Below are 20,521 nucleotides of genomic sequence, written 5' to 3' on the forward strand. Positions count from 1 at the left end.
CCAAAAAATATAGAAGAGCTAATGCAAATTAGCCGCTATCGGTTGAAGGATTACATCAAAGGACAAAGAGCGATATCGCTTGCCCTATCTACCTTCTAGCTCGCTTGTCCCCCTCTCAGCTATTATACAGAAACTTTCTGTATAACACTCTCCAGAGTAAAGATATAGGTCAACTTTCTGCATAATACTCTATTTAGGCGCAATCGCCAGAAGTTTTCCCCATATCACCCCACATCTCCGAACATTTGTCAAGACTCCCAGCGAAAAATCTGGGTTTGTTCACACAGCTTAATTAAGAGTTGTAACTTTTAATGAACAGGAAGGGAGTCTAGGGCTGAGAGCTTGCTATAGTGAATCCTAGCCGTTTTTTCACGGCTCGTCATTATCACGTCAGAGCCTTTACTCGTCTCAATCATCATCCCAGAGTAAAATCAATAATCCCTATGGTCAGCACGATCCAAAAACCAGAATTCGAGGAAATCCGTCCGGGTATAAAAGTTCCCGCTAAAGAAACGATCCTCACTCCCCGCTTCTATACCACTGATTTTGAAGCGATGGCGGAAATGTCGATCGCCGCTAACGAGGAAGAACTGAAAGCGATTTTAGAGGAATTCCGTACCGATTATAACCGGCATCACTTCGTTCGCAATCAAGAATTCGATCGCTCTTGGGAGCATATTGATGGCGAAACTCGCCGCTTATTCGTGGAATTTCTGGAAAGATCCTGCACGGCCGAATTTTCCGGCTTTCTTCTCTACAAAGAACTCGGCAGACGTTTAAAAAACAGAAATCCCGTTCTCGCAGAATGCTTTAACCTCATGTCCCGGGACGAAGCGCGTCACGCTGGGTTCCTTAATAAGGCTTTATCGGATTTTAACCTCTCCCTTGACTTGGGATTTTTAACCAAAAGCCGTAACTACACCTTCTTTAAACCGAAATTTATCTTCTACGCCACCTATCTTTCCGAAAAAATCGGTTATTGGCGCTATATCACCATTTATCGTCATCTCGAACAACATCCCGAAGATCGGGTTTATCCGATTTTTAACTTCTTCGAGAATTGGTGTCAAGACGAAAACCGTCACGGGGACTTCTTCGATGCGATCATGCGCGCGCAGCCTGATATTCTTAACGATTGGCGCGCTCGTCTCTGGTGTCGTTTCTTCCTGCTTTCGGTCTTCGCTACGATGTACCTCAATGATACTCAGCGTTCCGGTTTCTACGCCATTCTTGGTTTGGACGCTCGCGAGTACGATAAGTATGTGATCGAGAAGACCAATGAAACCGCCGGCCGCGTCTTCCCGATTGTTCTCGATGTGGATAGTCCTGAATTTTATGATCGCCTAGAGATTTGTGTTCGCAATAACGAGGGATTACGGGCGATCGATAGCGAAAACAGTCCCGCACCGGTTAAATTCCTGAAGAAATTGCCTATCTTCGCCTCTAACGCTTGGCAATTCCTCAAATTGTACCTGATGAAACCGATTCGGGTCGATAAATTAGCCGGTAGCGTCCGTTAAAAAGTTTGTTTTCTTGAGACATGGTGAGGGTGGGTTAAACCACCCTTTTTTTGTCGATAAAATTCTTAAGAAAATCCTCTAACATTTCTATCCTCGCTAGACTGGATCCTAGGGGTGTGAACTAGGTTTTTACTTTTTACTTTTCACTGTCAAAAATATGGCTATTTATAGTGAATTACCCACAGGACAACGTCTCTATCTCGATAATCAAGGGCTGCAGACGATTGTAACCCTCGCTAGTGGTGCGGTGGGACAACAACAGCAGTCTAGCAGTAGTTTTGCCACAGGAGTTTGGACACAAGAACCCCAAATAGAGATAATTCCCCAAGGGGCAATTATTGAAATTATCACTGAAACCGGACCCCACAGAATCCAAATTCAAGGAAGCAGTATCGGTTTTTCCTCCCCTCATACCTCTGGAGTTTCTCAGTCCTCTCAATCGACAACCGCTACCAGTTTCTCCTCCCCACCGATGCAACCAATGCAACCGATGCAACCGATGCAACCAATGCAACCGATGCAACCGATGAAAATGGGTAATATGTCGATGAATTTTGCCCCCATGGAAATGCAAATGGGAGATATGAAAATGAGTATGGGAGACGCAAAAACCGTCAGTAAAACGCGGTTTTGTAGTCAATGCGGGGCAAAAGTAGCGGCAACCGATCGCTTTTGTAGTAGCTGTGGTCATCAGTTACAGCGATAAAACCTGTTTAGCTAAATCTATAACTCCTTTTGGGGCAAAATTTTGTTTATATTGGCTGAATTGACCCGCAGAGGGGGAATATATCCCCTATATGGTTTTAATCCGAACTGAGGTTAACCACGGCTAATTCTAATGTTTGCCCTTCCTTTTCTAGCTCCTTTTTGCTAAAACTTAAAACTTCATCTAGACAATCAATTACCACCGTATCCCCTTCCATAAAAGCTTGTTCGAGAATTTTTGTGGCTAAAGGATTCTCTAACTCCCGTTGGATAGCGCGTTTTAAAGGTCGCGCCCCGTAGGTGGGATCGTAACCAACAGTAACGATATGATCTTCTGCTGCCGCAGTTAATTCTAGATTGATTTTTTGTTCTGCTAATAATCTTTCCAGACGCTGTAATTGCAGACGAACAATGTAACGCAATTCTTCTTTTTTGAGGGTATGGAAAATAATTAAATCGTCGATACGATTCAAAAATTCGGGACGAAAATGACTCCGCAAAGCTGTTAAAACCCGTTTCCGCATCTCCTCATAATCGGCATCTTCGGAAACATTTAAAATATGGTCACTGCCAATATTACTGGTCATCACGATAATCGTATTCCGAAAATCCACCACTCGCCCCTGAGAGTCGGTAATGCGCCCATCGTCAAGCACTTGTAATAAAATGTTAAAAACATCCCGATGGGCCTTCTCCACTTCATCCAATAAAACCACAGAATAGGGACGACGACGCACCGCTTCCGATAGTTGTCCCCCTTCCTCGTAACCCACATAACCCGGAGGTGCGCCGATTAACCGCGAAACCGCGTGTTTTTCCATGTATTCCGACATATCGATGCGAACCATGGCTTCCTCGGAGTCGAACAGTAACCCCGCCAAGGCCCGCGCTAACTCGGTTTTACCCACTCCTGTGGGTCCCATAAATAGGAATGAACCAATCGGACGCGAGGGATCTTTCATTCCTGCGCGCGCTCGTCGAATCGCCGCTGCTACTGCCGTGACCGCTTCATTTTGTCCGACAACTTTTTTCTGTAAATGAGACTCTAATTCTAATAATTTTTGTCGTTCCGATTCCATTAAACGATTGACGGGAATTCCCGTCCACCGGGCAACTATTTCGGCAATATCAGCATCAGTTACCTGTTGTCTTAATAGGGTCGAACCTGCTGCTTGAATAGTTTCTAGTTCTTTTTCTTTTACTTCTAATTCCCCCTGTAAAATTTCTAGTTTGCCATACTTTAATTGCGCCGCTTTATTGAGATCATAAGCTCGTTCCGCCTGTTCCACCTGTAGGCGCAATTGTTCCTCTTCCTCTCGCAATAATTTAATTTCCTCGGCGATATGTTTTTCCGTTTGCCATTGGTCAGCAAGAGGCTTTTGTTTACTTTCTAATTCCTCAATTTCTTCGATAATTCTTTCTAAACGCTCTTGAAAAGCTCGATCTTTTTTCTCCTCTTTTTCTAAGGAAAATTTTTCCATCTGTAACTGCATTAAGCGACGATCTATCATTTCCAAATCAGCGGGTTTAGTGGTACTTTCTACCTCTAATTTTGCCGCCGCTTCATCGACTAAATCGATCGCTTTATCCGGTAAAAAACGATCGCTAATATAACGATGGGATAAGGTAGCTGCTGCCACTAGAGCCGAATCGGTAATTGTCACCCCATGATGCAGCTCATAACGTTCTTTTAAACCCCGGAGAATTGAGATAGTATCCTCCACGGAAGGTTCCTTAATATAAACCTGTTGAAAACGTCTTTCTAAAGGGGGATCTTTTTCAATATGATTGCGATATTCATCTAAAGTTGTCGCCCCAATACAGCGCAATTCTCCCCGAGCTAACATAGGTTTTAATAGGTTGCCCGCATCCATCGATCCCCCTTCCCTAGAACCCGCACCGACGACGGTATGTAGTTCATCAATAAAGAGAATAATTCGCCCTTCTGATTGGGTAACTTCTTTCATGACTGACCGCAATCTTTCCTCAAATTCGCCTCGATATTTTGCCCCAGCGATTAAACTTCCCATATCGAGGGAAATTAACTGACGATTTTTCAAAGATTCGGGAACATCTCCGTTAACAATCCTTTGGGCCAATCCTTCAGCAATAGCGGTTTTTCCTACTCCTGGTTCACCGATTAAAACCGGGTTATTTTTTGACCGTCGCGAGAGGACTTGTACCACCCGTCGAATTTCTTCATCGCGACCGATAACTGGGTCTAATTTGCCTTCTTTGGCCGCTGCTGTTAAATCCCGGCCATATTTATCTAAAGCTTCGTATTTTTCCTCTTGATTGGGTTCAGTAACCTTTTGAGTACCGCGAATCGCTTTGATGGCCAATTCTAAATCTTGGGGGTCAAGATTGAAAGTGCGTAAACATTTCCGGCCAACCCTTTCATCTTCGGCAAAACCGACGAGAAGATGTTCGACGGAGATAAATTTATCTTGCCAACTTTCCCGGGATGCTTCCGCGCGATCGAGTAACAGATCAAGACCACGACCTAGGTATAATTGATCGACGATGGCCACTTTCGGCTGTCGGTTGGTGAAGACTTCTAGCTGTTGTTGCAGTCGGGGAATTTCTATATTAGCTTTTTGTAAAATCCGGGTGGCTAGACCGTTATTCTGCTCTAGGAGGGCAATAATAACGTGTTCCACCTCTAAGGTCTGATTTTTAAAGCGTCGCGCAATTTCTTGCGATTTAACAATCGAATCCCAAGCTTGTTCTGTAAATTTATTCGAGTCTGTGGGTTGCATTCTGCACCAATGAGGAAAGCCAGTGTCAGAGGTATAGTATAGCAAGGAGTCTCGATCGATCACAAAGTTCTGGGATCGGCAAAAGGTCTGACTTGAAAGAGGGTGTGGGGTGTGGGGTGTAGGGTGTGGGGTGTAGGGTGTGGGGTGTAGGGAAAGAAACCTCTTTCATCTGTGGGGGTGAAAATTTTTTCATCGGGTCTGACTTATTTAGGGTTGGCTGAATAATGGTAAAACCCTTTTAAAATAAGGCTTTTGACCTGTTAAAATCCGATGTTCATGCTGCGAAAATCGGATTGGGACCATCAAAAACCTTGCATTATCCTTATTGTAGTACATCAATTGGTACAAAAAAGAGAGGGCAACAAAGCCTGAAACTCCCGACTCCTGACTCCTGACTCCTGACTCCTGACTCCTAACCCCACCAACAAACTTTTTCAGCAAACCCTATTTATCGCTATTACCCAATTGGGTTAAAGCTGTCCCGGTGAGACGACAAATTTGCCACTCTTGGAAGACCTTAGCCCCCATTTTTCCATAAAAATCGATCGCCAGTTGATTCCACTCTAAGACAGTCCATTCTAAAAGTCCTGCATCCCTAGCGACGGCAATTTTAGCCACAGCCATTAGTAAAGCTTTCCCGATACCTTGACTGCGATAATCGGGTAAAACGAAGATATCTTCCAGGTAAATCCCCGGTTTAGTTATAAAGGTGGAATAGTTAGCAAAAAATAGGGCAAAACCGACTATTCTACCCTCTACTTCCGCCACCAATGCTTCGATGTAGGGTTTTTCTCCGAATAAATGCTCCCCTAAAGCTTGACTATTTCCTGTCATTAAATGGCTGAGTTCTTGATAGGCCGCTAAGGCAACAATTAAGTCAAAAATAGCCTTGACATCGGTAGCAACGGCAGCACGGATGGAATAATTCATGATTGCTAGTCAAATCTTGATTTTAATGCTGATGATGTTTATGGGGAGATTCAGCAGGGGGAGAATTAAGATTGGAAAAATGGCCGTTATTTAATCCCATCCCAACGCTACCAATACTGAAAAGTCCCATGGAAACAAAACCGGCCGCAATTGTCCCCATGGCCACGGTTCCAATGGAAACTATTCCCATAGGAACAATACCGATGGAAATAACGCCCATGGGGACAATACCAATGGAAATTATACCAGTGGGGGCAATACCGATCGACAACCATTTTCGCCCGGAATTACCACAACTATTCTCTTTTTCTTGACCTAGATTGGAATCCATGCTTTTAACCCCGAAGATGCTTTGAGCCTTCCCATCCTAGGTTAGGGGTAGAATTCTTGTCAAAAGACCAGTAGTCAAAATGAAAGTTAATTTTTTATAAAAACTATTGACTTTTCATCTCAGTTATGTATTGGCGGGATACCGGCCACATCGAGAATTTTCGGGACTAAATCCTCCCGTTTAATCGCCATGATGTGGACACCTTGACATAACTGCTGGGCTAATTTTATTTGTTCGGCGGCGATTTTGATACCTTCTTCGAGGGGATGAGGTGCATCAGCGAGTCTTTGAATGATCTGGTCGGGAATTTGCACCCCCGGCACATTTTTATTTAAAAATACGGCGTTTTTAGCTGATTTTAACAGAAAAATTCCCGCTAGAACCGGTTTATCGGCGAGGGAGGCCACCTGTTGCATGAACTTATCAAGGCACTCGAAATCCGTAACTAATTGACTTTGAAAAAACTGCGCTCCTGCTTCGATTTTACGCTCAAAACGGCGTTGAAGACCAGACCAACTTTTTGACTGCACATCAACGGCAGCCCCGGCAAAAAGTTCTAGGGGTCCATCGGGTAAAGATTTATCGTTAAAGTCGAAACCTTTATTTAATTTATCGATTAATTTTAACAAACGTACCGATTCTAGGTCAAAAACTGCTCTAGCCTGGGGGTGATCTCCTGCTTTGACGGGATCTCCAGTTAAAGCTAGTATATTTCTCAATCCCAAGGCATGAGCGCCCATGAGATCTGCTTGTAATCCGATCACATTGCGATCGCGGCAGGCTATTTGACAGATGGGTTCAATATCGTGTTGATAGAGAATAGCGGAGGCAGCCAGAGAGGACATTCGCACTACGGCGCGACTGCCGTCGGTAATATTAACCGCATGAACGCGATTTTTTAGCCAGAGGGCCATTTCTAGCATATGACTGGCATTACCACCTTTCGGGGGAGTAATCTCGGCTGTAATCAAAAATTCTCGGTCTTGAACCGCGCGTCTTAAACGAGTAGTCATCGAGTTATCTAGGTTTTAACCATAAATTTTATAGTAGATTTAGCCCGGAAATGACTCGGAGGCAAGCAATGATCATCGGGCTGCTTTATACTGGTCGGTATCAGTGCCTAGCTGATATTTAAGTTAACTGGCAGGAAAAAATTTCTAATGTAGTATAATACACGGACAGTTTAACCAAATTCGTTTACAAGTGTAAAGGACAACCGATTCGATCGAGCGATCATGCCAACTCTTTCTCGTTTACCTACTAAAGACAAAGCCCTAATCATGACCCATCCCCTCAAAATCGTCGCTTTAGGTGATAGCCTTGTTTATGGCTATGGCGACCCCGTGGGTGGCGGTTGGGCCGAGCGCCTACGTCGTTTGTGGATGGAAAGTGCCGGTCATGCCCTGTATAATTTGGGGATTCGCGGCGATCGAGTGGTACAAGTGTCCGAACGTTTAGAACAGGAATTTCGTCTCAGGGGGGAAATTCGCAATCGTCTTCCTGACCTGATTCTTCTCTCCGTCGGTGTTAATGATACAGCCCGTTTAGGCCGGCCCGATGGTCGTACTTATACCGATCACGATCTTTTTCAAACTCAAATCGAACATTTACTCACCCGGGCCCGTTCTCTTTGCCCGGTTTTGTTTATAGGTATGATTCCCGTGGATGAGCGGAAAATGCCCTTTTTAGATTGCTTTTACTTCAACCATGGCGATCAGTATAGTTTTAAAGAAACCACTAAACAAGCTTGTCTAGAGCAAAATATTCCCTATCTCGATTTATTTGATCTCTGGATGAACCGGGGTGATCTGTGGTGTCAAGAAAGATTAATGGAAGATGGACTTCATCCCAATGTGCAAGGCTATCAATCAATTTTAGAGGATATTTTAAACTGGTCGCCCCTCACCTCCTTTGTCGGTGTGGATAGTTTTATTCAACCTTTCACAGGAATTGCACAAAAGTGATGTCCTCTGTTCTCAGTGGTTCTAGCGGTGTTACGGAAACCAGAAGAGCCGGTAATATAAGCGAACTTACCCCCTACATATCTACTACAATGCTGAACAGGCAATTGCGCTACTCGTTCAAAATGTAGTAAATTAAGGGGCAAAATTTGCCAATCATTGCTCTGAATTTGTGACTCAATAAATTCTCGAAAAGGTGGAATCAAAAGTTAATTTTCCCAGACTATATTTGATCGCCATTTCCCCAATACTAGCTTGACTATAGCGTTTCCTGTTGGCAAGAGGTACATTGTCGATGGTGAAAAGCTTAATCAGCAAAGGTTTAACTGTGCCACACAGGTGTGAGAAACGCTATAAATCGACGAGTTCGGGATTGGCAGCCAGAAAATCGGCAATCTGTTCCAGTTGCTCAATTTCTTCGTCCACTTCCCGCTCCCGCCAATCCCAGGCGACGGAATAGTAATCGCCCTTTTCCCCACTGTGCTTGAGGAAGGATCCTGGAAAGATACCAAGAGCAGGTTCGCTGACTTTTGGTATAATTCTAACCAAGTGCAGAAATACCATAATTGCCATAACTTAAACCCCATCCACAGGGAAAACCGTAGTTTTGCTTTTTCGGCTACGATCCTTGCATGGCAATACTTTTAAGGCTTAGTGGCTTGCCCGTGAAATTCCAGTTCTCTAGCTGGTTGCGGTTTAACTATTTATTTGTCATCCAATTACAGCGTTTCTCACAAAGGTGAAGTATATATCAAATCTTGCCGGTAAAGGATTTCAGCCGCGAGAACGTACCTCGTCTACCGGAGAAACGCTGTAACAAGTAATCACAGATTATTTTGGAGTTTGTCTAATGTCAGAAGGAATTCTTTCTAAACAAGATATTGAAGCCAAAATTGATTCAGGAGACTTGGTTTTAAATGCTGTGAAAGCCAATTTGGAAGCTTGCAGCTATGACCTAAGAATTGGAACAATTTTTAAAAATGGTCAAATCATCAATGCAAATCATCCAGATGCTAATAGGCAATTTGATATTCAACCGGGTGAAATTATAAACTTATTTACATGGGAAGAAATCAAGCTATCGTCAAAAATCATGGCGACTGTTTTTGCCAGAAATGCTGAGAGTTCATTTAAAAGTCTCCTTGTTCTGAATCCAGGTCATATAGATCCTGGCTTTCAAGGACTTATTACTATTAAGGCGATTAACCTCGGAAAAGACCCTTTAAGTATACAAAGAGGTCAAAAAATTTTGACAATAATTTTTGAGGAAATGCCAAATGACACTACAAGTCCTTACAAGAGAGAGATGTCAATAGCAGAACAAGAACAAAAGTTTAACGATGTCCTAGTTCAGCAAAATACATATAATTTATCTCAAATTATAGTTGGAGGCTCAGATTCACCTTATTTTACTAAGCAGGAAGTAGAAGCTAAAATACTAGATCTTCGCTCAAATTTCGCAACAAAAGATGACGTTAAATCTATAATTATAAGTCATTGGGCAAGTTGGCTATCTCTTATATTCACGTTTATTGCAGCCGTAGCTGGTGTTCTTGCTGTTGTGGTCAGTATGCAACCGAAATCTGAGAATAATAATCAAAATCCAATTCCCTTAGAGAGTCCAAGTCCAACACCATCTCCAAAGGGAACTCAAGGTTAGTAATAATCAAGGTAATATAAAAATGGCTAAAAGTGGTCTGATTGTATTTGACTTAGATGATACTTTGCTAAATACCAGCAATGTTTATTGGCTTGCAAGAAAGCTTTTTGTGGAAAAATTATCTGAAGAATTACAAATTAACGAAGATAAATTAATTGAAGAATTTGAAAAAATTGATCATCTTCAAATGCAAAAACTAAAGCATTCTCCTTATCGTTATACTCGGAGTATGATAGAAACTTATAAATCTGTTTCTCATAAGATAAATCATCAAATATCCGAGGAAACTTTAAAAGCTATTAAAGATTTTGGCCGTTTAATTTTAAAAAATACACCAAATACTATTAAGGGGGCTAAAGAAATTCTTGATTGGTCATCTCAAAACTATTCTCTTGCATTATTGACAAGAGGTGAAAATTCATTTCAAAAAAAGAAGTTACACAAAAATGAACTGTATAAATACTTTGATTTTATAAGAGTTGTACCTCACAAAAATGCTGAAGTTTTAAAAAAATTTATCCAAGATATAGGCTTTGATTGTCAAGATGTTTGGGTTATTGGTGATTCACTAAAATCAGATATTAATCCAGGCATTGAAATTGGAGCAAAGTGTATCTTGTACGGCTATCATCATCCACATTATCATTGGATACAAGATCATGAAAGTGTTGCATTAGGCTCTTTTTACAAAGTTGATAATTTATCAGATATTAGACAAATTCTTGAGTCAGATTCTAATTCTAATTCTAATTCCGAATCGAGGTCGATGACCTGAAAAAATCCGATATTTTGCAGGACTTGCACTTGAAGCCATCGTAGGTTAGATTGACGTAAGGAAACCCAACACAGAATTAAATAACCAACTAAAATAATCTATACTATAGCGTTTCCTACGCTAGTGAGGTACACCTGTTTTTCTTACCTTTTGCCTCTTGCCTTTTGCCTAAAACCCATAACTTTTGTACCTCAGCAGACTGAAAAACGCTATAAGCCAATAAAGCCTGTTTTATTAGCTTTCCTGCCTCCTATCGACAGTAGGCTAAAACTAATAAGTGGGTGGGTGGAATTAAATATAAGATGAACGTAGGTTGGGTTGAAGCATGAAACCCAACGCCTGCATGGGTTACGCTACCGCTAACCCATCCTACAAATAATTTTGCCTCCCTACTTACTCGTGGACTGGAGACAACAACTGATTATTTTTACCCGTTATCCGGAATTGGGGAAAGTAAAAACCCGTATGATTCCAGCTTTGGCAGCCGAGGGAGCCGAAGAATTACACCGCAAACTGGCCGAATATACTCTCAGTAAATTAGCGGGTTTGAAGAATTTTCTCTCTCTGATCATTTACTACCATGGCGGCAGCGAGGAAAAAATGCGTACTTGGTTAGGTGTGCATTATTGCTATCATTCTCAACGGGGAAAAGACTTAGGAGAAAAGATGCAAAATGCTTTTGCCGATGGTTTTGCTCAAGGGATGACAGCGATCGCTATTATTGGCACAGATTGCCCAGAAATCGGGGAAAAAGAGATTTTAGCAGCCTTTGAAGCCCTAAAAACCCACGATATGGTTTTAGGGCCGGCGTTAGATGGAGGATACTACCTAATTGCTTTAAAACAGGTCTTTCCAGAGCTTTTTGACGGTATTCCCTGGGGAACGGGGGAAGTCTTGGCAAAAACCCAGACAATCGCCGCTAAACTGGCTTTAAAAACCGCTTATCTGCCTAAATTAGCCGATATTGATCGCCCGGAAGACCTGCCTATCTTAAAAAAATACCTGCCGGAATTAAGGTTGAACGATGACCGGGGTTCCCATGCGGACTAAATCAAACAACACTTTTACATCCCGATTCCGCATCCGCACACAACCATGGGAAGCGGCGCTACCGAGGGAATTTTCTGCGGGGGTGCCATGAAAACCGATGGAATTTTTGCCGTCACTCCAAAAACCGATCCATCTTTCCCCTAGGGGACTATTGGGACCGGGAGCGCTGACTTTTCCCGTCCAGGGACTTTTCCAGACGGGATTGCGAACTAATTCCCGCACTTCAAATTTACCGGTGGGGGTTTCCCAGCCTTTTTTGCCGACGGCGACGGTAAATTGCGCTAAAACTTGCTTATCTTGATAAACGTAAACTTTTCTCTCTTTCAGTTTCAGGACCAGATGGGTAGCGAGAGTTTGATTGGCTGCCGTATTCGGGGTGACGGTGCTGATTTGGTTAGCTTGGGCCGGATATACGGGTAAACAAGTTAATCCTAATCCGATGATTAAGAGGGTCAAATTTCGTTTGAACGCCATTATTCCCACACTCCTCAATTGCGATAGCGATAATTTTTAAGGATAGCAAATAGGGAACTGTTTGGAAGCTCAAGCCGCTTACACTGTGCCAGTTTTAGCTTCGTACTGCCGACAACCTTCACAGGGACCGGTGGGATTAACCGCACAACGCAAGTGGGGGGAATAGGCATTAAAACGACAACTAAGATCACCGATCAAGGCCGGTTTATTTTCTGTCCCTAGAGGAATTGACAAAAAATCACTGGCCATCACCGGGCTGTATTCGTGACGATGGCGAATCCCCCTCAAACGGTTGCTTAATCTCTGTTGGGATCGGTTAATCAACCAGAGACTAACGAGAGAGGGAAAGAGGGCGAGGATAAAAACAAAGGTTATCCTGATCACGATTTCAGTTTAGGCGATCGCCAGTGATGCTAACTTATTATTGAGGCCGGCGCTAGAAATTAGGCCATAACCAGGGAAGACTTAAGGGGTTCTTCCTTTTTGCTTTCATAAACTCCCGCAGTACTGGGGAATCCTCTGGTTAGTTCCCGCACTTTAATCTCACCTGCTTGCAGGGATTTGGTCAAAATTTCCATGGCAACCACGGGTTTACCCGCACCACAGAAGAATAAATCGGCGGCGAAATAGCCGTGTTCAGGCCAGGTGTGGATCGCGATATGAGATTCAGCTAAAGTCGCCGTCGCGGTAACTCCGTGGGGACTGAACTGGTGGACACACAAATCGATCAGCGTTGCTTCTCCTGCCGTAATTCCATCGAGGATAGCGCGACGAATGCGCTCGGGATCGTTGAGGAGGTCAGCAGGTACTTGCCAAGCATCGACAATCAAATGGGTTCCCAGTTTGGTCATTTTTTTTTCAATACTCCCTATCGAAAAACCTTCACAGATTTACCAGTGTAACACAATTTTTCTAACTTGTGCAAAAAAGATCTGGTTTTTCTCGGTTACTTTTTCTAAAAACTGGGACAGGGTGGGGGAGAAGGGTGTGGGGTGTGGGGTGTGGGGTGTTGGGAAAAGCGCAAGGGACTAATTTTATCTAGGAGGGGGGACAGGATTAGTGGGGACGGTGGGACTAGGAGAAGCGGCAGGAATGGGGGGATTTTCTGGTTTACGGACTTGGGGGACGGGTAACAGATAGAAAAGTAGGGCGCAAGCGACAAGACTGCCTAATCCTGCCAAAAAAGGCACTGTTCGACTGGCCACCGATTCATTCACCTTATGGTAGCGACGGGAAACTGGCTGTAATTTCAGGGTTAGGTCGGGTAAAGTGCGAGTATCGGCAAAAAATTGGTCAATCGCTTCTATTAAATCGAATAACTGCACGGTACTGATTTCTATCTTCACCGGACTTTCTGGGATATTCAAGTCCGTTGATGGATACCAGACCAGACGATGGAGATTCTGGTCAATCTTTTCTAGGTACACATGATCTGGTTCATGGACGGGATCTTGGGGATGACGAACACCACTCAAAAATTCTTGGGCATACTGACTGACCGCTTGGACTAAATTTTCCAAGAAAACCCGACCACCTTGCAGGACTTTATTGGCCCCGATTAACCGACATTCTACGTTAGTCAAAATTGAGAGTAAAGGTCGGCTATCACCGGGGTTAGCTGGGGCGAAATCATCGCCGAAACCATCGAGAATCAGGGTACAATTGGGCAAGCTATACTGTCTTCTCATTTCTACACGATCTCCCCATCAAATAAACTAATCCAAAACCGCTGCATTCCCGTCGTACCAGTACAAAATAATAACCGATCGAGAAGGGATAAAGCCAGTTCATTTAAAGCATTTTCATCGGCTAGATAAACCGATACTTTGGCCCGGCGGGGGTTCATGCGACTGCGAAAATTGGAGCGAAATCGTTCTAGATATTCTGATAAAAGAAAATTATTATCCACGGGTAAACCTTTTGATTCCATCTGTTGCCGCGCTAACAGTAATTGTCGGATGGATATAGCTAGGGGTTTGGCCCGATAACTGGCAATGATAACTAAAGCTTTTGCTTGGTCAAGGGTGAGACGGTCGAGGGTGTAGGAAATTCGCCAGGGATTAGTACAGCGTAAGCGCCAGAAAATAATCCGGTTTTTGACAATTTTATCGAGTCCTAGTTCTTTACAGAGGGCTAACAGGGCCTCCCCGGCACCGACTTCTAAGGATTCCAACGCTAACAGCATTAAATCGATATGCTGTTGGAGATGTAGGGCGCATTGCTGACTGGCAATCGGAAAATCGGGTAAAACACTTAAAATAATCGGTTTTTCTGGGGCTGATGCTGTAGATTCGGGCGTTAGGCTAGTAGGGGTCATGATATAGGATAACTAAAACACAAGGGCGATCGAGTCAGGGTATTGTAAATTGTATTGTATAGATAGCTGTCCCCCATTTTACGAGACACGGAAACCGAATGGATCTGAAATCACTGATTCGCGATATTCCCGACTTTCCCAAACCGGGTATTGTCTTCCGCGATATTACTACCCTACTCAATCATCCCCAAGGATTACGTTACACGATCGATACCCTAACGGCAAAGTGTCGCGATTACGGTTTATCCCCCGATTACATTGTCGGTATGGAATCGCGGGGTTTTCTCTTTGGTGTTCCTTTAGCATACCAATTAGAAGCGGGATTTATTCCCGTCCGGAAACCGGGCAAATTACCCGCCGCCGTTCACAGTATCGAGTATGATTTGGAATACGGAAGCGATAGCCTGGAAATTCATCAGGACGCGGTGGCATCCCATCATAAAGTCCTAATTGTCGATGATTTAATCGCGACGGGAGGGACGGCGAAAGCGACGGCCGATTTATTAGAAAAAATTGGTTGTGAGGTGTTAGGATTTGCCTTTATCATCGAGTTAATCGACCTCGGTGGTCGGGAAAAATTACCCGATTTACCAATTATTACCATTATCGATTATTAGGTTTTTTTAAGTACCCAAGCAGAATTAATTACACATTTTGCTAACACTCTTGCAAGAGTGCCTATCTCAAAAATGGCAATTAATTCTGCGCGACTATTCATCTCCTGTCTCCTGAATTGGAGTCCCCACTAGGAAATTAACTTGGCACGATTACTTATGACGGCGACTGATGATAATTATAAGGATGCAACCGCTCGATCGAGTGCTAATGGGTTACAATCTCTCCTAACTAGCGAAACTTTTTTGTATATTGTCAAGCGTGTTCTCCAGGGTTTATTGACTCTGTTGTTGGCCTCGGCTTTGAGTTTCGCTATTATCCAATTAACCCCCGGCGGTTTTCTGGCTTTGCTTGACCTGAATCCCAAGATTAGTCAGGAAACTAAAGAACAATATATTGCCCTTTTTGGTTTAAAAGACCCGCCGATTGTCCAGTATTTTAAATGGTTGTGGCAAGTGGTAACTCAGTTTAATTTTGGTCTGAGTTTTACCTATTTTCGTCCCGTGTCTTCCCTATTATTAGAGAGAATTCCAGCGACGTTATTAATGTCTTTGACTTCCATAATTTTAACCTGGGCAATTGCGATTCCCTTGGGTATTGTCAGCGCCGTCAAACAAAACCAATTTATCGATAAATTTTTTCGAGTTATCAGTTATCTTGGTCAAGGTTTCCCCAGTTTTATCACTGCCCTTTTACTGCTAATTCTCGCCCAAAATGTCTCGCCGCTTTTACCGGTGGGTGATATGACCAGTATTAACTATTCGGAATATTCCCCTATTGGTAAAGTTCTAGATATCGCTTGGCATATGATTTTACCAACTATTGCCCTGACAGTTACCAGTTTTGCTGGATTACAAAGATTGATGCGGGGACAATTGTTAGATGTTCTTCGACAGGATTATATTCAAACCGCCAGGGCGAAAGGTTTACCGGAAAATAAAGTTATCTATGTCCACGCTTTACGCAATGCTATTAATCCCCTGATAACTCTTTTGGGCTTTGAATTTTCTAGTTTGTTAAGTGGGGCATTTATTGCCGAATTTTTCTTTAACTGGCCCGGATTAGGTCGTTTAATTTTGCAAGCTGTGACGGCCAAAGATTTATATTTAGTTATGGGCAGTTTAATGATGGGTGCTACTATGTTGATTATCGGTAATCTTCTGGCTGATTTACTTCTCAAAGCTGTAGATCCTAGAATTAAATTGGAGGATTTAAAGTAGGGGGAATGGGTAAATTTTATCAGTTATCAGTAAACAGTAATCAGTTATCAGTGGGGAGACCACTGCGTGCGCGTTGCGGGGGGAGATGGGGGAAATTTCAACTAAAACCCTAAAACCCTAAAACCCTAAAACCCAATCCCCAACCCCTTTTTTCCTTATCACTTTTTATCTAACCAACTATGTTAGCAACTACTCATTATTTACTCAGGTCAAAACAAGACGGACAATACCTAGTAGCGCGTCTGAGAAAAGGTGAAAGCGAAACTCCAGCTAGTTATCTGCTTCTGTTTAAAGAATCCTACGATGCTTTAAGTTATATCAATACCCATGCTCAGGATTTAGCCAATAATTTTTCTGTGGAAACTCTCTCAGGAACACAATTAAAGGGACTGATGCAGCGATGGGGATTTGCAGGAATTGGTTTAGTTAGTGAACCTTTGGAACCACAGGTGCAGTTTTTAGCCTACGAAAAAGGATTTAATCTCTAAACTATGAAAACGCTGTTAATCACTGGAGTTAGTGGGTTTTTAGGTTGGCATATTTACCAAAAAACTCGCTCATCCTGGGCTAGTTTCGGTACATACCTTAATCACAATGTCAATAGTAATGACCCAAATTTAATTAAAATTAATTTAACAGACTTAGTCGCAGTTAAAGAACTTTTTCAACAGATTAAACCCGATCCGGTAATTCATGGGGCTGCCCAATCAAAACCGAATCTCTGTCAAGAATTTCCCCAAGCATCCGAGGCAATTAATCTGACAGCTTCCCTAGAAATTGCCCGTTTATGTAGTCAATATCAAATACCCCTAGTTTTTCCCTCTACTGATTTAGTTTTTGATGGTAAAAATGCCCCCTATTCCGAAAATGATCCCGTTTCTCCAGTCAGTATCTATGGTGAGCAAAAAGTAGCGGCAGAAAAGGGTATTTTAGCAATATATCCTCGGGCAGCCATTTGTCGAATGCCTTTGATGTTTGGTTCCCCTTCTCCCAGTGCTAATAGTTTTCTGCAACCCTTTTTAAAAACCCTGCAAGAGGGAAAAGAATTATCTCTATTTACCGATGAATATCGGACGGCTGTTGGGGTTAATAGTGCGGTGAATGGTTTACTTTTGGCATTAGAAAAAGTGCAAGGGATCATTCATCTGGGGGGTAAAGAAAGAGTTTCTCGTTATCAATTTGGTTTACTAATGGCGGCAGTTTTTAACCTTCCCGGAGAACAAATAAAACCCTGTTTACAGTGCGATGTTCCCATGAGTGCGCCGCGTCCGCAGGATGTTTCTCTTGATAGTTCTCTTGCTTTTTCTTTAGGTTATCAACCATTAAATATTAAAACCGAATTAGAGGCAATTAGAGATGAAATTACCTGAACAAAAGCGGACTATATTAATCATCTTACTCCTTTTTTTTACCGCTATTCTCATGGCCAATTATTTCGAGGTAGGGATGACGGGAGTGTTGGCTTTTTTCGTTGCCTATCTTTCTAAAGGATTGCGAAAAGTTAAGTAAAAAATTAATTGTTTCAATCAACAATCTCGAATTCTATTGACTGCTCTTGGGCAAAATTATAGGTAAAATGATCGATAATATTAGTATCGCTCAATTCAAGATTATAAAAATCAATTGCCGGTTGATCAAAAAGTGGGCCAGCGTGCCAAGTTCCCACCTCTAATTTAATAAAACAGTCCCCAGGGATGCGAAAAACCTTTAATTTTTCTAAATCCGGTTGAGGATGAGGACTAGGGGGGGCCACTCCTAAAAACCACTCTTGTCCCCCCAAAGAACCAAGACATTGGGTACATTGACTATGACGAGTAATTCGCTTAAATTTACGTCCGCGAGTCTGTAAACGCATAATATAAAAGCGTGGCACACCGTTCTTTAAATGCAGTTGTGCATCGCTTTCATCAAACGGTTTTCCGTCATGACTAGGTATTATTAATTGACCGTAGGGACGGAAACTCTCGGCAGTAATTAGTTGTGCTGACAGGGGACGAACGATAATCGAATTACTCATAAAAATTACTGCTGACTAACAGTTATAGCTGTACCATCTCGGAGAGAAAGAATATTATTAATAGCAATTCTTTCCCCGGCATTTACTCCAGAAATAACCTGATAAGCTTGCCCTTGAATTGTGCCGACTTGAATTGGTTTTTGTCTGACCACTAAACGCTCCTCGGCGTTTTCTTGACCTTCTTTAGCCTTTTCTTTTTCGGCGACAAAAACAAAATTTTGCGCCCCGATGCTAGTCACTGCTGTGGTGGGAATTAATACCCCCGGTTTTTGATCCCAAATTAACCGCGTCCGCACATATTGGTTATTGCGAAGACTGCCATCATTAGTAAAGGCAAATTTCACTAAAACCGATTGGGTAGCTTGGGAAACGGTGGGAGAAATAAAAGTTACTTGACCGCGAACCCCGGCACTGCCATCGGGATTAATAATTTCCACGGGCAACCCAACACGCAGACGCGGTTGTAATTCCACGGGAATCTGCACATTTAGTTCCAAAGTTTTATTATTAGTCAACGAGGTTAATTCTTCACCCAGGGAGATAATATCGCCGACTTTTCTTTGATTAAAATCGCCGACAAAACCATCAATCGGGGCGGTAATAGTGTTAAAAACTAAATTCTGACGCGTCGCCCCTAATTGCCCCTCGGCACTGGCTACCGCCGCTTGACGACTGTTCACTGTTGCCGCTGCCGCCGCCACCTGTTGCCGTGAGGCTAATTCGTTTTGAATAGCGATATTTAATGCTTCTTTGTTTGCCTGTAAAGTAGCTCTAGCCGCCGTCACCTGTTGACGGGCCGCATCACGATTTTTAGACCGGGCTTCTACTTCCGCCCTGGCGGCCTGAATGTCGCGGCGGCGGTCATCTAAGTCCTGTTGGGGCTGTGCGCCTTGTTTAACCAGAAATTCGGCTCTTGTTAGGTTTTTTTCCGCCAAATCTAAATTGGCTCGCGCTCTCTGTAAATCGGCTTCGGCGGCGCTCAAGGTGGCGATCTGACTTTTAACATTGGCTTCGGCATTAGCCACATTAGCCCGATTCTGAGCAATTTGGGCTTTATTTGCGGCCGCTTGCGCTTGTCTTTGCCTTAAATCCGCTTCAGACCCGTTGAGGTTCGCTTTGGCCGAATTTACCTGGCCGATACTGGCGTTCACCTGCTGCTGTTGTTGTTCGGGATCTAATTCGGCGATTTTTTGTCCCTGAGTTACCTGATCGCCAGATTTAACGAAAATAGTGCGAATCCGACCGGTAATCTGAGGGGAGACGCTAACACGCTCTTGGGCGATCAAAGTCCCCACAAATTCGCTACTTTGCACTAACTTGTCGGTGCCGAGGGTTTGCAGTTTGACGGGAACAGCCGCCGGTCCGGTGGCCTGGGGGGTTTGGGTGGCGCAACCGGCGACAATTAGGGAAACGGCGATCGACGAACCGATCGCTCTCGATACGTTAACGGATCGTTTAATCATTGTTAAATTTAGGGGTTTTTAGCGGAAAAAGTGCTAGTAAATCGGAAAAAAGGGAAGATGAGGAGAGAAGCTTTTCCTTAAATTTTATTCTAGAGAATTTATCGCCGTGATCGCTGTTTGTCTTTGATCCAAGCTAACAATATTACAGGTAACTAATCTTTGGGCGAGGGTAGTGTATTCTAGGCGACCACCGGCGATCTGATATTCGTCCCGGGGCGCCGGTAGATGACCGACGGGAGCATTGAGGGTATAGTTAAGATTTTCTTTAAAAATAATCCAATCACCATCTTTACGCCAACCGATACGATCGCCAAAAGTTTGAAAATTTTCGATCGCCACTAAGCGCCCCGGTCGATTACCTGTCTCAATAAAAATACGAAATTGGGTACTGAAACTAAAACGTCCCCCAGAAGCTTCTTTCCAGAGTTGATCCATCTTTTGCAGATCCCAACAGGCCAATTTTTGCAGGTCTTCCATGGTAAACCAGCCCTGTAATTCCCGTCCGGTCGCTTTCAGCATTAAATTACGGGTTTCATCGTTAGCTTGTCGCCAATTTTGTTGAGCGAGGAAATTTTTCAGGCGAGTGTAATTAATGCCCGTGGTCGGTGATACCATTTCCCCAGAGGTGGTAGTCTGGGCAACGATCGCCGGCAAGGGATTGAGAAATAAAGCGATCGCGAGAGTGATCTGACAGAAGGAAAAATTAATTCTCATAAACCCTATT

At 43.2% G+C, this 20,521-nt stretch carries 25 protein-coding genes; 11 read left to right on the plus strand and 14 right to left on the minus strand.

From position 1 onward, the window contains the following. The first annotated feature begins 443 nt into the window (after window positions 1-443). Together acsF and EWV66_RS02140 are read left to right on the plus strand one after the other, a co-directional pair. Window positions 444-1,520 carry a magnesium-protoporphyrin IX monomethyl ester (oxidative) cyclase gene (gene acsF, locus EWV66_RS02135; RefSeq protein ID WP_002742302.1) on the plus strand — a complete coding sequence of 359 codons (1,077 nt, stop codon included), beginning with the start codon at window positions 444-446 and terminating at the stop codon, window positions 1,518-1,520. A 157-nt stretch (window positions 1,521-1,677) separates the two neighbouring features. After that, complete coding sequence (locus EWV66_RS02140; protein ID WP_052277032.1) at window positions 1,678-2,226, plus strand: zinc ribbon domain-containing protein; 549 nt, start codon at window positions 1,678-1,680, stop codon at window positions 2,224-2,226. Window positions 2,227-2,323: 97 nt separating this feature from the next. Here EWV66_RS02140 and clpB read toward each other — a convergent pair whose 3' ends face one another. The 4 genes from clpB to EWV66_RS02160 form a co-directional block, all read right to left on the minus strand. Beyond that, window positions 2,324-4,984: an ATP-dependent chaperone ClpB gene (gene clpB / locus EWV66_RS02145; protein ID WP_287107748.1), complete on the minus strand. Its 2,661-nt coding sequence runs from the start codon at window positions 4,982-4,984 to the stop codon at window positions 2,324-2,326. Window positions 4,985-5,428: 444 nt separating this feature from the next. Then, window positions 5,429-5,914: a GNAT family N-acetyltransferase gene (locus tag EWV66_RS02150; RefSeq protein ID WP_002759515.1), complete on the minus strand. Its 486-nt coding sequence runs from the start codon at window positions 5,912-5,914 to the stop codon at window positions 5,429-5,431. A 22-nt stretch (window positions 5,915-5,936) separates the two neighbouring features. Next, window positions 5,937-6,245 (minus strand): hypothetical protein, encoded by a 309-nt coding sequence (locus EWV66_RS02155; protein WP_002759516.1) that lies wholly within the window; start codon window positions 6,243-6,245, stop codon window positions 5,937-5,939. 119 nt (window positions 6,246-6,364) lie between these two features. Beyond that, window positions 6,365-7,258, minus strand: a complete 894-nt coding sequence (locus tag EWV66_RS02160; RefSeq protein ID WP_287107749.1) for a methylenetetrahydrofolate reductase — start codon at window positions 7,256-7,258, stop codon at window positions 6,365-6,367. Between the two features lie 222 nt (window positions 7,259-7,480). Here EWV66_RS02160 and EWV66_RS02165 point away from each other — a divergent pair, with 222 nt between their 5' ends. Beyond that, window positions 7,481-8,209: a GDSL-type esterase/lipase family protein gene (locus EWV66_RS02165; protein ID WP_002749866.1), complete on the plus strand. Its 729-nt coding sequence runs from the start codon at window positions 7,481-7,483 to the stop codon at window positions 8,207-8,209. Between the two features lie 174 nt (window positions 8,210-8,383). Here EWV66_RS02165 and EWV66_RS02170 read toward each other — a convergent pair whose 3' ends face one another. After that, window positions 8,384-8,524 (minus strand): PIN domain-containing protein, encoded by a 141-nt coding sequence (locus EWV66_RS02170; protein WP_193960230.1) that lies wholly within the window; start codon window positions 8,522-8,524, stop codon window positions 8,384-8,386. Window positions 8,525-8,557: 33 nt separating this feature from the next. Beyond that, window positions 8,558-8,779: a hypothetical protein gene (locus EWV66_RS02175; protein ID WP_193960231.1), complete on the minus strand. Its 222-nt coding sequence runs from the start codon at window positions 8,777-8,779 to the stop codon at window positions 8,558-8,560. Between the two features lie 277 nt (window positions 8,780-9,056). Between EWV66_RS02175 and EWV66_RS02180 the strand changes: the two genes are divergently transcribed. The 3 genes from EWV66_RS02180 to EWV66_RS02190 all read left to right on the plus strand — a co-directional run bounded on the left by EWV66_RS02180 (window position 9,057) and on the right by EWV66_RS02190 (window position 11,691). Continuing rightward, a complete protein-coding gene (locus EWV66_RS02180; protein ID WP_287107750.1) occupies window positions 9,057-9,866 on the plus strand; it encodes a dCTP deaminase in 810 nt (269 codons plus the stop codon). 22 nt (window positions 9,867-9,888) lie between these two features. Then, complete coding sequence (locus EWV66_RS02185; protein ID WP_193960227.1) at window positions 9,889-10,641, plus strand: HAD family hydrolase; 753 nt, start codon at window positions 9,889-9,891, stop codon at window positions 10,639-10,641. 399 nt (window positions 10,642-11,040) lie between these two features. After that, entirely contained in the window at window positions 11,041-11,691 is a 651-nt protein-coding gene (locus EWV66_RS02190; RefSeq protein ID WP_193960228.1) for a TIGR04282 family arsenosugar biosynthesis glycosyltransferase, read from the plus strand. Here the strand turns inward: EWV66_RS02190 and EWV66_RS02195 are convergent. The 5 genes from EWV66_RS02195 to EWV66_RS02215 form a co-directional block, all read right to left on the minus strand. Then, the gene (locus tag EWV66_RS02195) at window positions 11,653-12,165 is read right to left on the minus strand and encodes a L,D-transpeptidase (RefSeq protein ID WP_271950219.1); all 513 of its coding nucleotides are present in this window, start codon (window positions 12,163-12,165) and stop codon (window positions 11,653-11,655) included. The genes EWV66_RS02190 and EWV66_RS02195 overlap by 39 nt on opposite strands. Window positions 12,166-12,243: 78 nt before the next feature. Further along, on the minus strand, window positions 12,244-12,549 hold the full coding sequence (locus EWV66_RS02200) for a DUF6464 family protein (RefSeq protein WP_002801338.1): 306 nt from the start codon (window positions 12,547-12,549) through the stop codon (window positions 12,244-12,246). 59 nt (window positions 12,550-12,608) lie between these two features. Further along, window positions 12,609-13,016 carry an adenosylmethionine decarboxylase gene (gene speD, locus EWV66_RS02205; protein WP_002795793.1) on the minus strand — a complete coding sequence of 136 codons (408 nt, stop codon included), beginning with the start codon at window positions 13,014-13,016 and terminating at the stop codon, window positions 12,609-12,611. 183 nt (window positions 13,017-13,199) lie between these two features. Beyond that, entirely contained in the window at window positions 13,200-13,853 is a 654-nt protein-coding gene (locus EWV66_RS02210; RefSeq protein WP_002768934.1) for a DUF4335 domain-containing protein, read from the minus strand. A gap of 2 nt (window positions 13,854-13,855) precedes the next feature. Beyond that, window positions 13,856-14,482, minus strand: coding sequence for a DUF3038 domain-containing protein (locus EWV66_RS02215; RefSeq protein WP_072924378.1), 627 nt, complete (start codon window positions 14,480-14,482; stop codon window positions 13,856-13,858). Between the two features lie 98 nt (window positions 14,483-14,580). On the opposite strand from EWV66_RS02215, the gene EWV66_RS02220 reads away from it, so the two are divergent. From EWV66_RS02220 to EWV66_RS02240, 5 genes are all read left to right on the plus strand, one after another. Further along, complete coding sequence (locus EWV66_RS02220) at window positions 14,581-15,099, plus strand: adenine phosphoribosyltransferase (RefSeq protein ID WP_002742074.1); 519 nt, start codon at window positions 14,581-14,583, stop codon at window positions 15,097-15,099. A gap of 156 nt (window positions 15,100-15,255) precedes the next feature. Then, window positions 15,256-16,317: an ABC transporter permease gene (locus EWV66_RS02225; RefSeq protein ID WP_052277023.1), complete on the plus strand. Its 1,062-nt coding sequence runs from the start codon at window positions 15,256-15,258 to the stop codon at window positions 16,315-16,317. A 179-nt stretch (window positions 16,318-16,496) separates the two neighbouring features. Further along, entirely contained in the window at window positions 16,497-16,805 is a 309-nt protein-coding gene (locus tag EWV66_RS02230) for a hypothetical protein (protein WP_002737657.1), read from the plus strand. 3 nt (window positions 16,806-16,808) lie between these two features. After that, a complete protein-coding gene (locus EWV66_RS02235; RefSeq protein WP_287107751.1) occupies window positions 16,809-17,687 on the plus strand; it encodes an SDR family oxidoreductase in 879 nt (292 codons plus the stop codon). Next, the gene (locus EWV66_RS02240; protein ID WP_167341550.1) at window positions 17,674-17,826 is read left to right on the plus strand and encodes a hypothetical protein; all 153 of its coding nucleotides are present in this window, start codon (window positions 17,674-17,676) and stop codon (window positions 17,824-17,826) included. The genes EWV66_RS02235 and EWV66_RS02240 overlap by 14 nt, the downstream gene beginning before the upstream one ends. A 13-nt stretch (window positions 17,827-17,839) precedes the next feature. Here EWV66_RS02240 and EWV66_RS02245 read toward each other — a convergent pair whose 3' ends face one another. The 3 genes from EWV66_RS02245 to EWV66_RS02255 all read right to left on the minus strand — a co-directional run bounded on the left by EWV66_RS02245 (window position 17,840) and on the right by EWV66_RS02255 (window position 20,511). Further along, window positions 17,840-18,334, minus strand: coding sequence for an ureidoglycolate lyase (locus tag EWV66_RS02245; protein ID WP_052277021.1), 495 nt, complete (start codon window positions 18,332-18,334; stop codon window positions 17,840-17,842). Between the two features lie 5 nt (window positions 18,335-18,339). Further along, window positions 18,340-19,797, minus strand: coding sequence for an efflux RND transporter periplasmic adaptor subunit (locus EWV66_RS02250; RefSeq protein ID WP_052277020.1), 1,458 nt, complete (start codon window positions 19,795-19,797; stop codon window positions 18,340-18,342). An 84-nt stretch (window positions 19,798-19,881) separates the two neighbouring features. Next, complete coding sequence (locus tag EWV66_RS02255; protein WP_052277019.1) at window positions 19,882-20,511, minus strand: GUN4 domain-containing protein; 630 nt, start codon at window positions 20,509-20,511, stop codon at window positions 19,882-19,884. Between the last annotated feature and the right edge of the window lie 10 nt (window positions 20,512-20,521).

The organism is Microcystis sp. M_OC_Ca_00000000_C217Col (assembly GCF_007095585.1).
GTDB lineage: Bacteria > Cyanobacteriota > Cyanobacteriia > Cyanobacteriales > Microcystaceae > Microcystis > Microcystis panniformis.

Excerpts from the sequence above, each read along its gene's own strand:
- EWV66_RS02180 (WP_287107750.1), top strand. The coding sequence starts at position 9,057 with ATGTCAGAAGGAATTCTTTCTAAACAAGATATTGAAGCCAAAATTGAT.
- EWV66_RS02245 (WP_052277021.1), bottom strand. The coding sequence starts at position 18,334 with ATGAGTAATTCGATTATCGTTCGTCCCCTGTCAGCACAACTAATTACT.
- EWV66_RS02225 (WP_052277023.1), top strand. The coding sequence starts at position 15,256 with ATGACGGCGACTGATGATAATTATAAGGATGCAACCGCTCGATCGAGT.
- EWV66_RS02140 (WP_052277032.1), top strand. The coding sequence starts at position 1,678 with ATGGCTATTTATAGTGAATTACCCACAGGACAACGTCTCTATCTCGAT.
- clpB (WP_287107748.1), bottom strand. The coding sequence starts at position 4,984 with ATGCAACCCACAGACTCGAATAAATTTACAGAACAAGCTTGGGATTCG.
- acsF (WP_002742302.1), top strand. The coding sequence starts at position 444 with ATGGTCAGCACGATCCAAAAACCAGAATTCGAGGAAATCCGTCCGGGT.
- speD (WP_002795793.1), bottom strand. The coding sequence starts at position 13,016 with ATGACCAAACTGGGAACCCATTTGATTGTCGATGCTTGGCAAGTACCT.
- EWV66_RS02160 (WP_287107749.1), bottom strand. The coding sequence starts at position 7,258 with ATGACTACTCGTTTAAGACGCGCGGTTCAAGACCGAGAATTTTTGATT.
- EWV66_RS02165 (WP_002749866.1), top strand. The coding sequence starts at position 7,481 with ATGCCAACTCTTTCTCGTTTACCTACTAAAGACAAAGCCCTAATCATG.
- EWV66_RS02185 (WP_193960227.1), top strand. The coding sequence starts at position 9,889 with ATGGCTAAAAGTGGTCTGATTGTATTTGACTTAGATGATACTTTGCTA.
- EWV66_RS02220 (WP_002742074.1), top strand. The coding sequence starts at position 14,581 with ATGGATCTGAAATCACTGATTCGCGATATTCCCGACTTTCCCAAACCG.
- EWV66_RS02255 (WP_052277019.1), bottom strand. The coding sequence starts at position 20,511 with ATGAGAATTAATTTTTCCTTCTGTCAGATCACTCTCGCGATCGCTTTA.
- EWV66_RS02175 (WP_193960231.1), bottom strand. The coding sequence starts at position 8,779 with ATGGCAATTATGGTATTTCTGCACTTGGTTAGAATTATACCAAAAGTC.
- EWV66_RS02195 (WP_271950219.1), bottom strand. The coding sequence starts at position 12,165 with ATGGCGTTCAAACGAAATTTGACCCTCTTAATCATCGGATTAGGATTA.
- EWV66_RS02215 (WP_072924378.1), bottom strand. The coding sequence starts at position 14,482 with ATGACCCCTACTAGCCTAACGCCCGAATCTACAGCATCAGCCCCAGAA.
- EWV66_RS02250 (WP_052277020.1), bottom strand. The coding sequence starts at position 19,797 with ATGATTAAACGATCCGTTAACGTATCGAGAGCGATCGGTTCGTCGATC.
- EWV66_RS02240 (WP_167341550.1), top strand. The coding sequence starts at position 17,674 with ATGAAATTACCTGAACAAAAGCGGACTATATTAATCATCTTACTCCTT.
- EWV66_RS02150 (WP_002759515.1), bottom strand. The coding sequence starts at position 5,914 with ATGAATTATTCCATCCGTGCTGCCGTTGCTACCGATGTCAAGGCTATT.
- EWV66_RS02235 (WP_287107751.1), top strand. The coding sequence starts at position 16,809 with ATGAAAACGCTGTTAATCACTGGAGTTAGTGGGTTTTTAGGTTGGCAT.
- EWV66_RS02210 (WP_002768934.1), bottom strand. The coding sequence starts at position 13,853 with ATGAGAAGACAGTATAGCTTGCCCAATTGTACCCTGATTCTCGATGGT.
- EWV66_RS02155 (WP_002759516.1), bottom strand. The coding sequence starts at position 6,245 with ATGGATTCCAATCTAGGTCAAGAAAAAGAGAATAGTTGTGGTAATTCC.
- EWV66_RS02230 (WP_002737657.1), top strand. The coding sequence starts at position 16,497 with ATGTTAGCAACTACTCATTATTTACTCAGGTCAAAACAAGACGGACAA.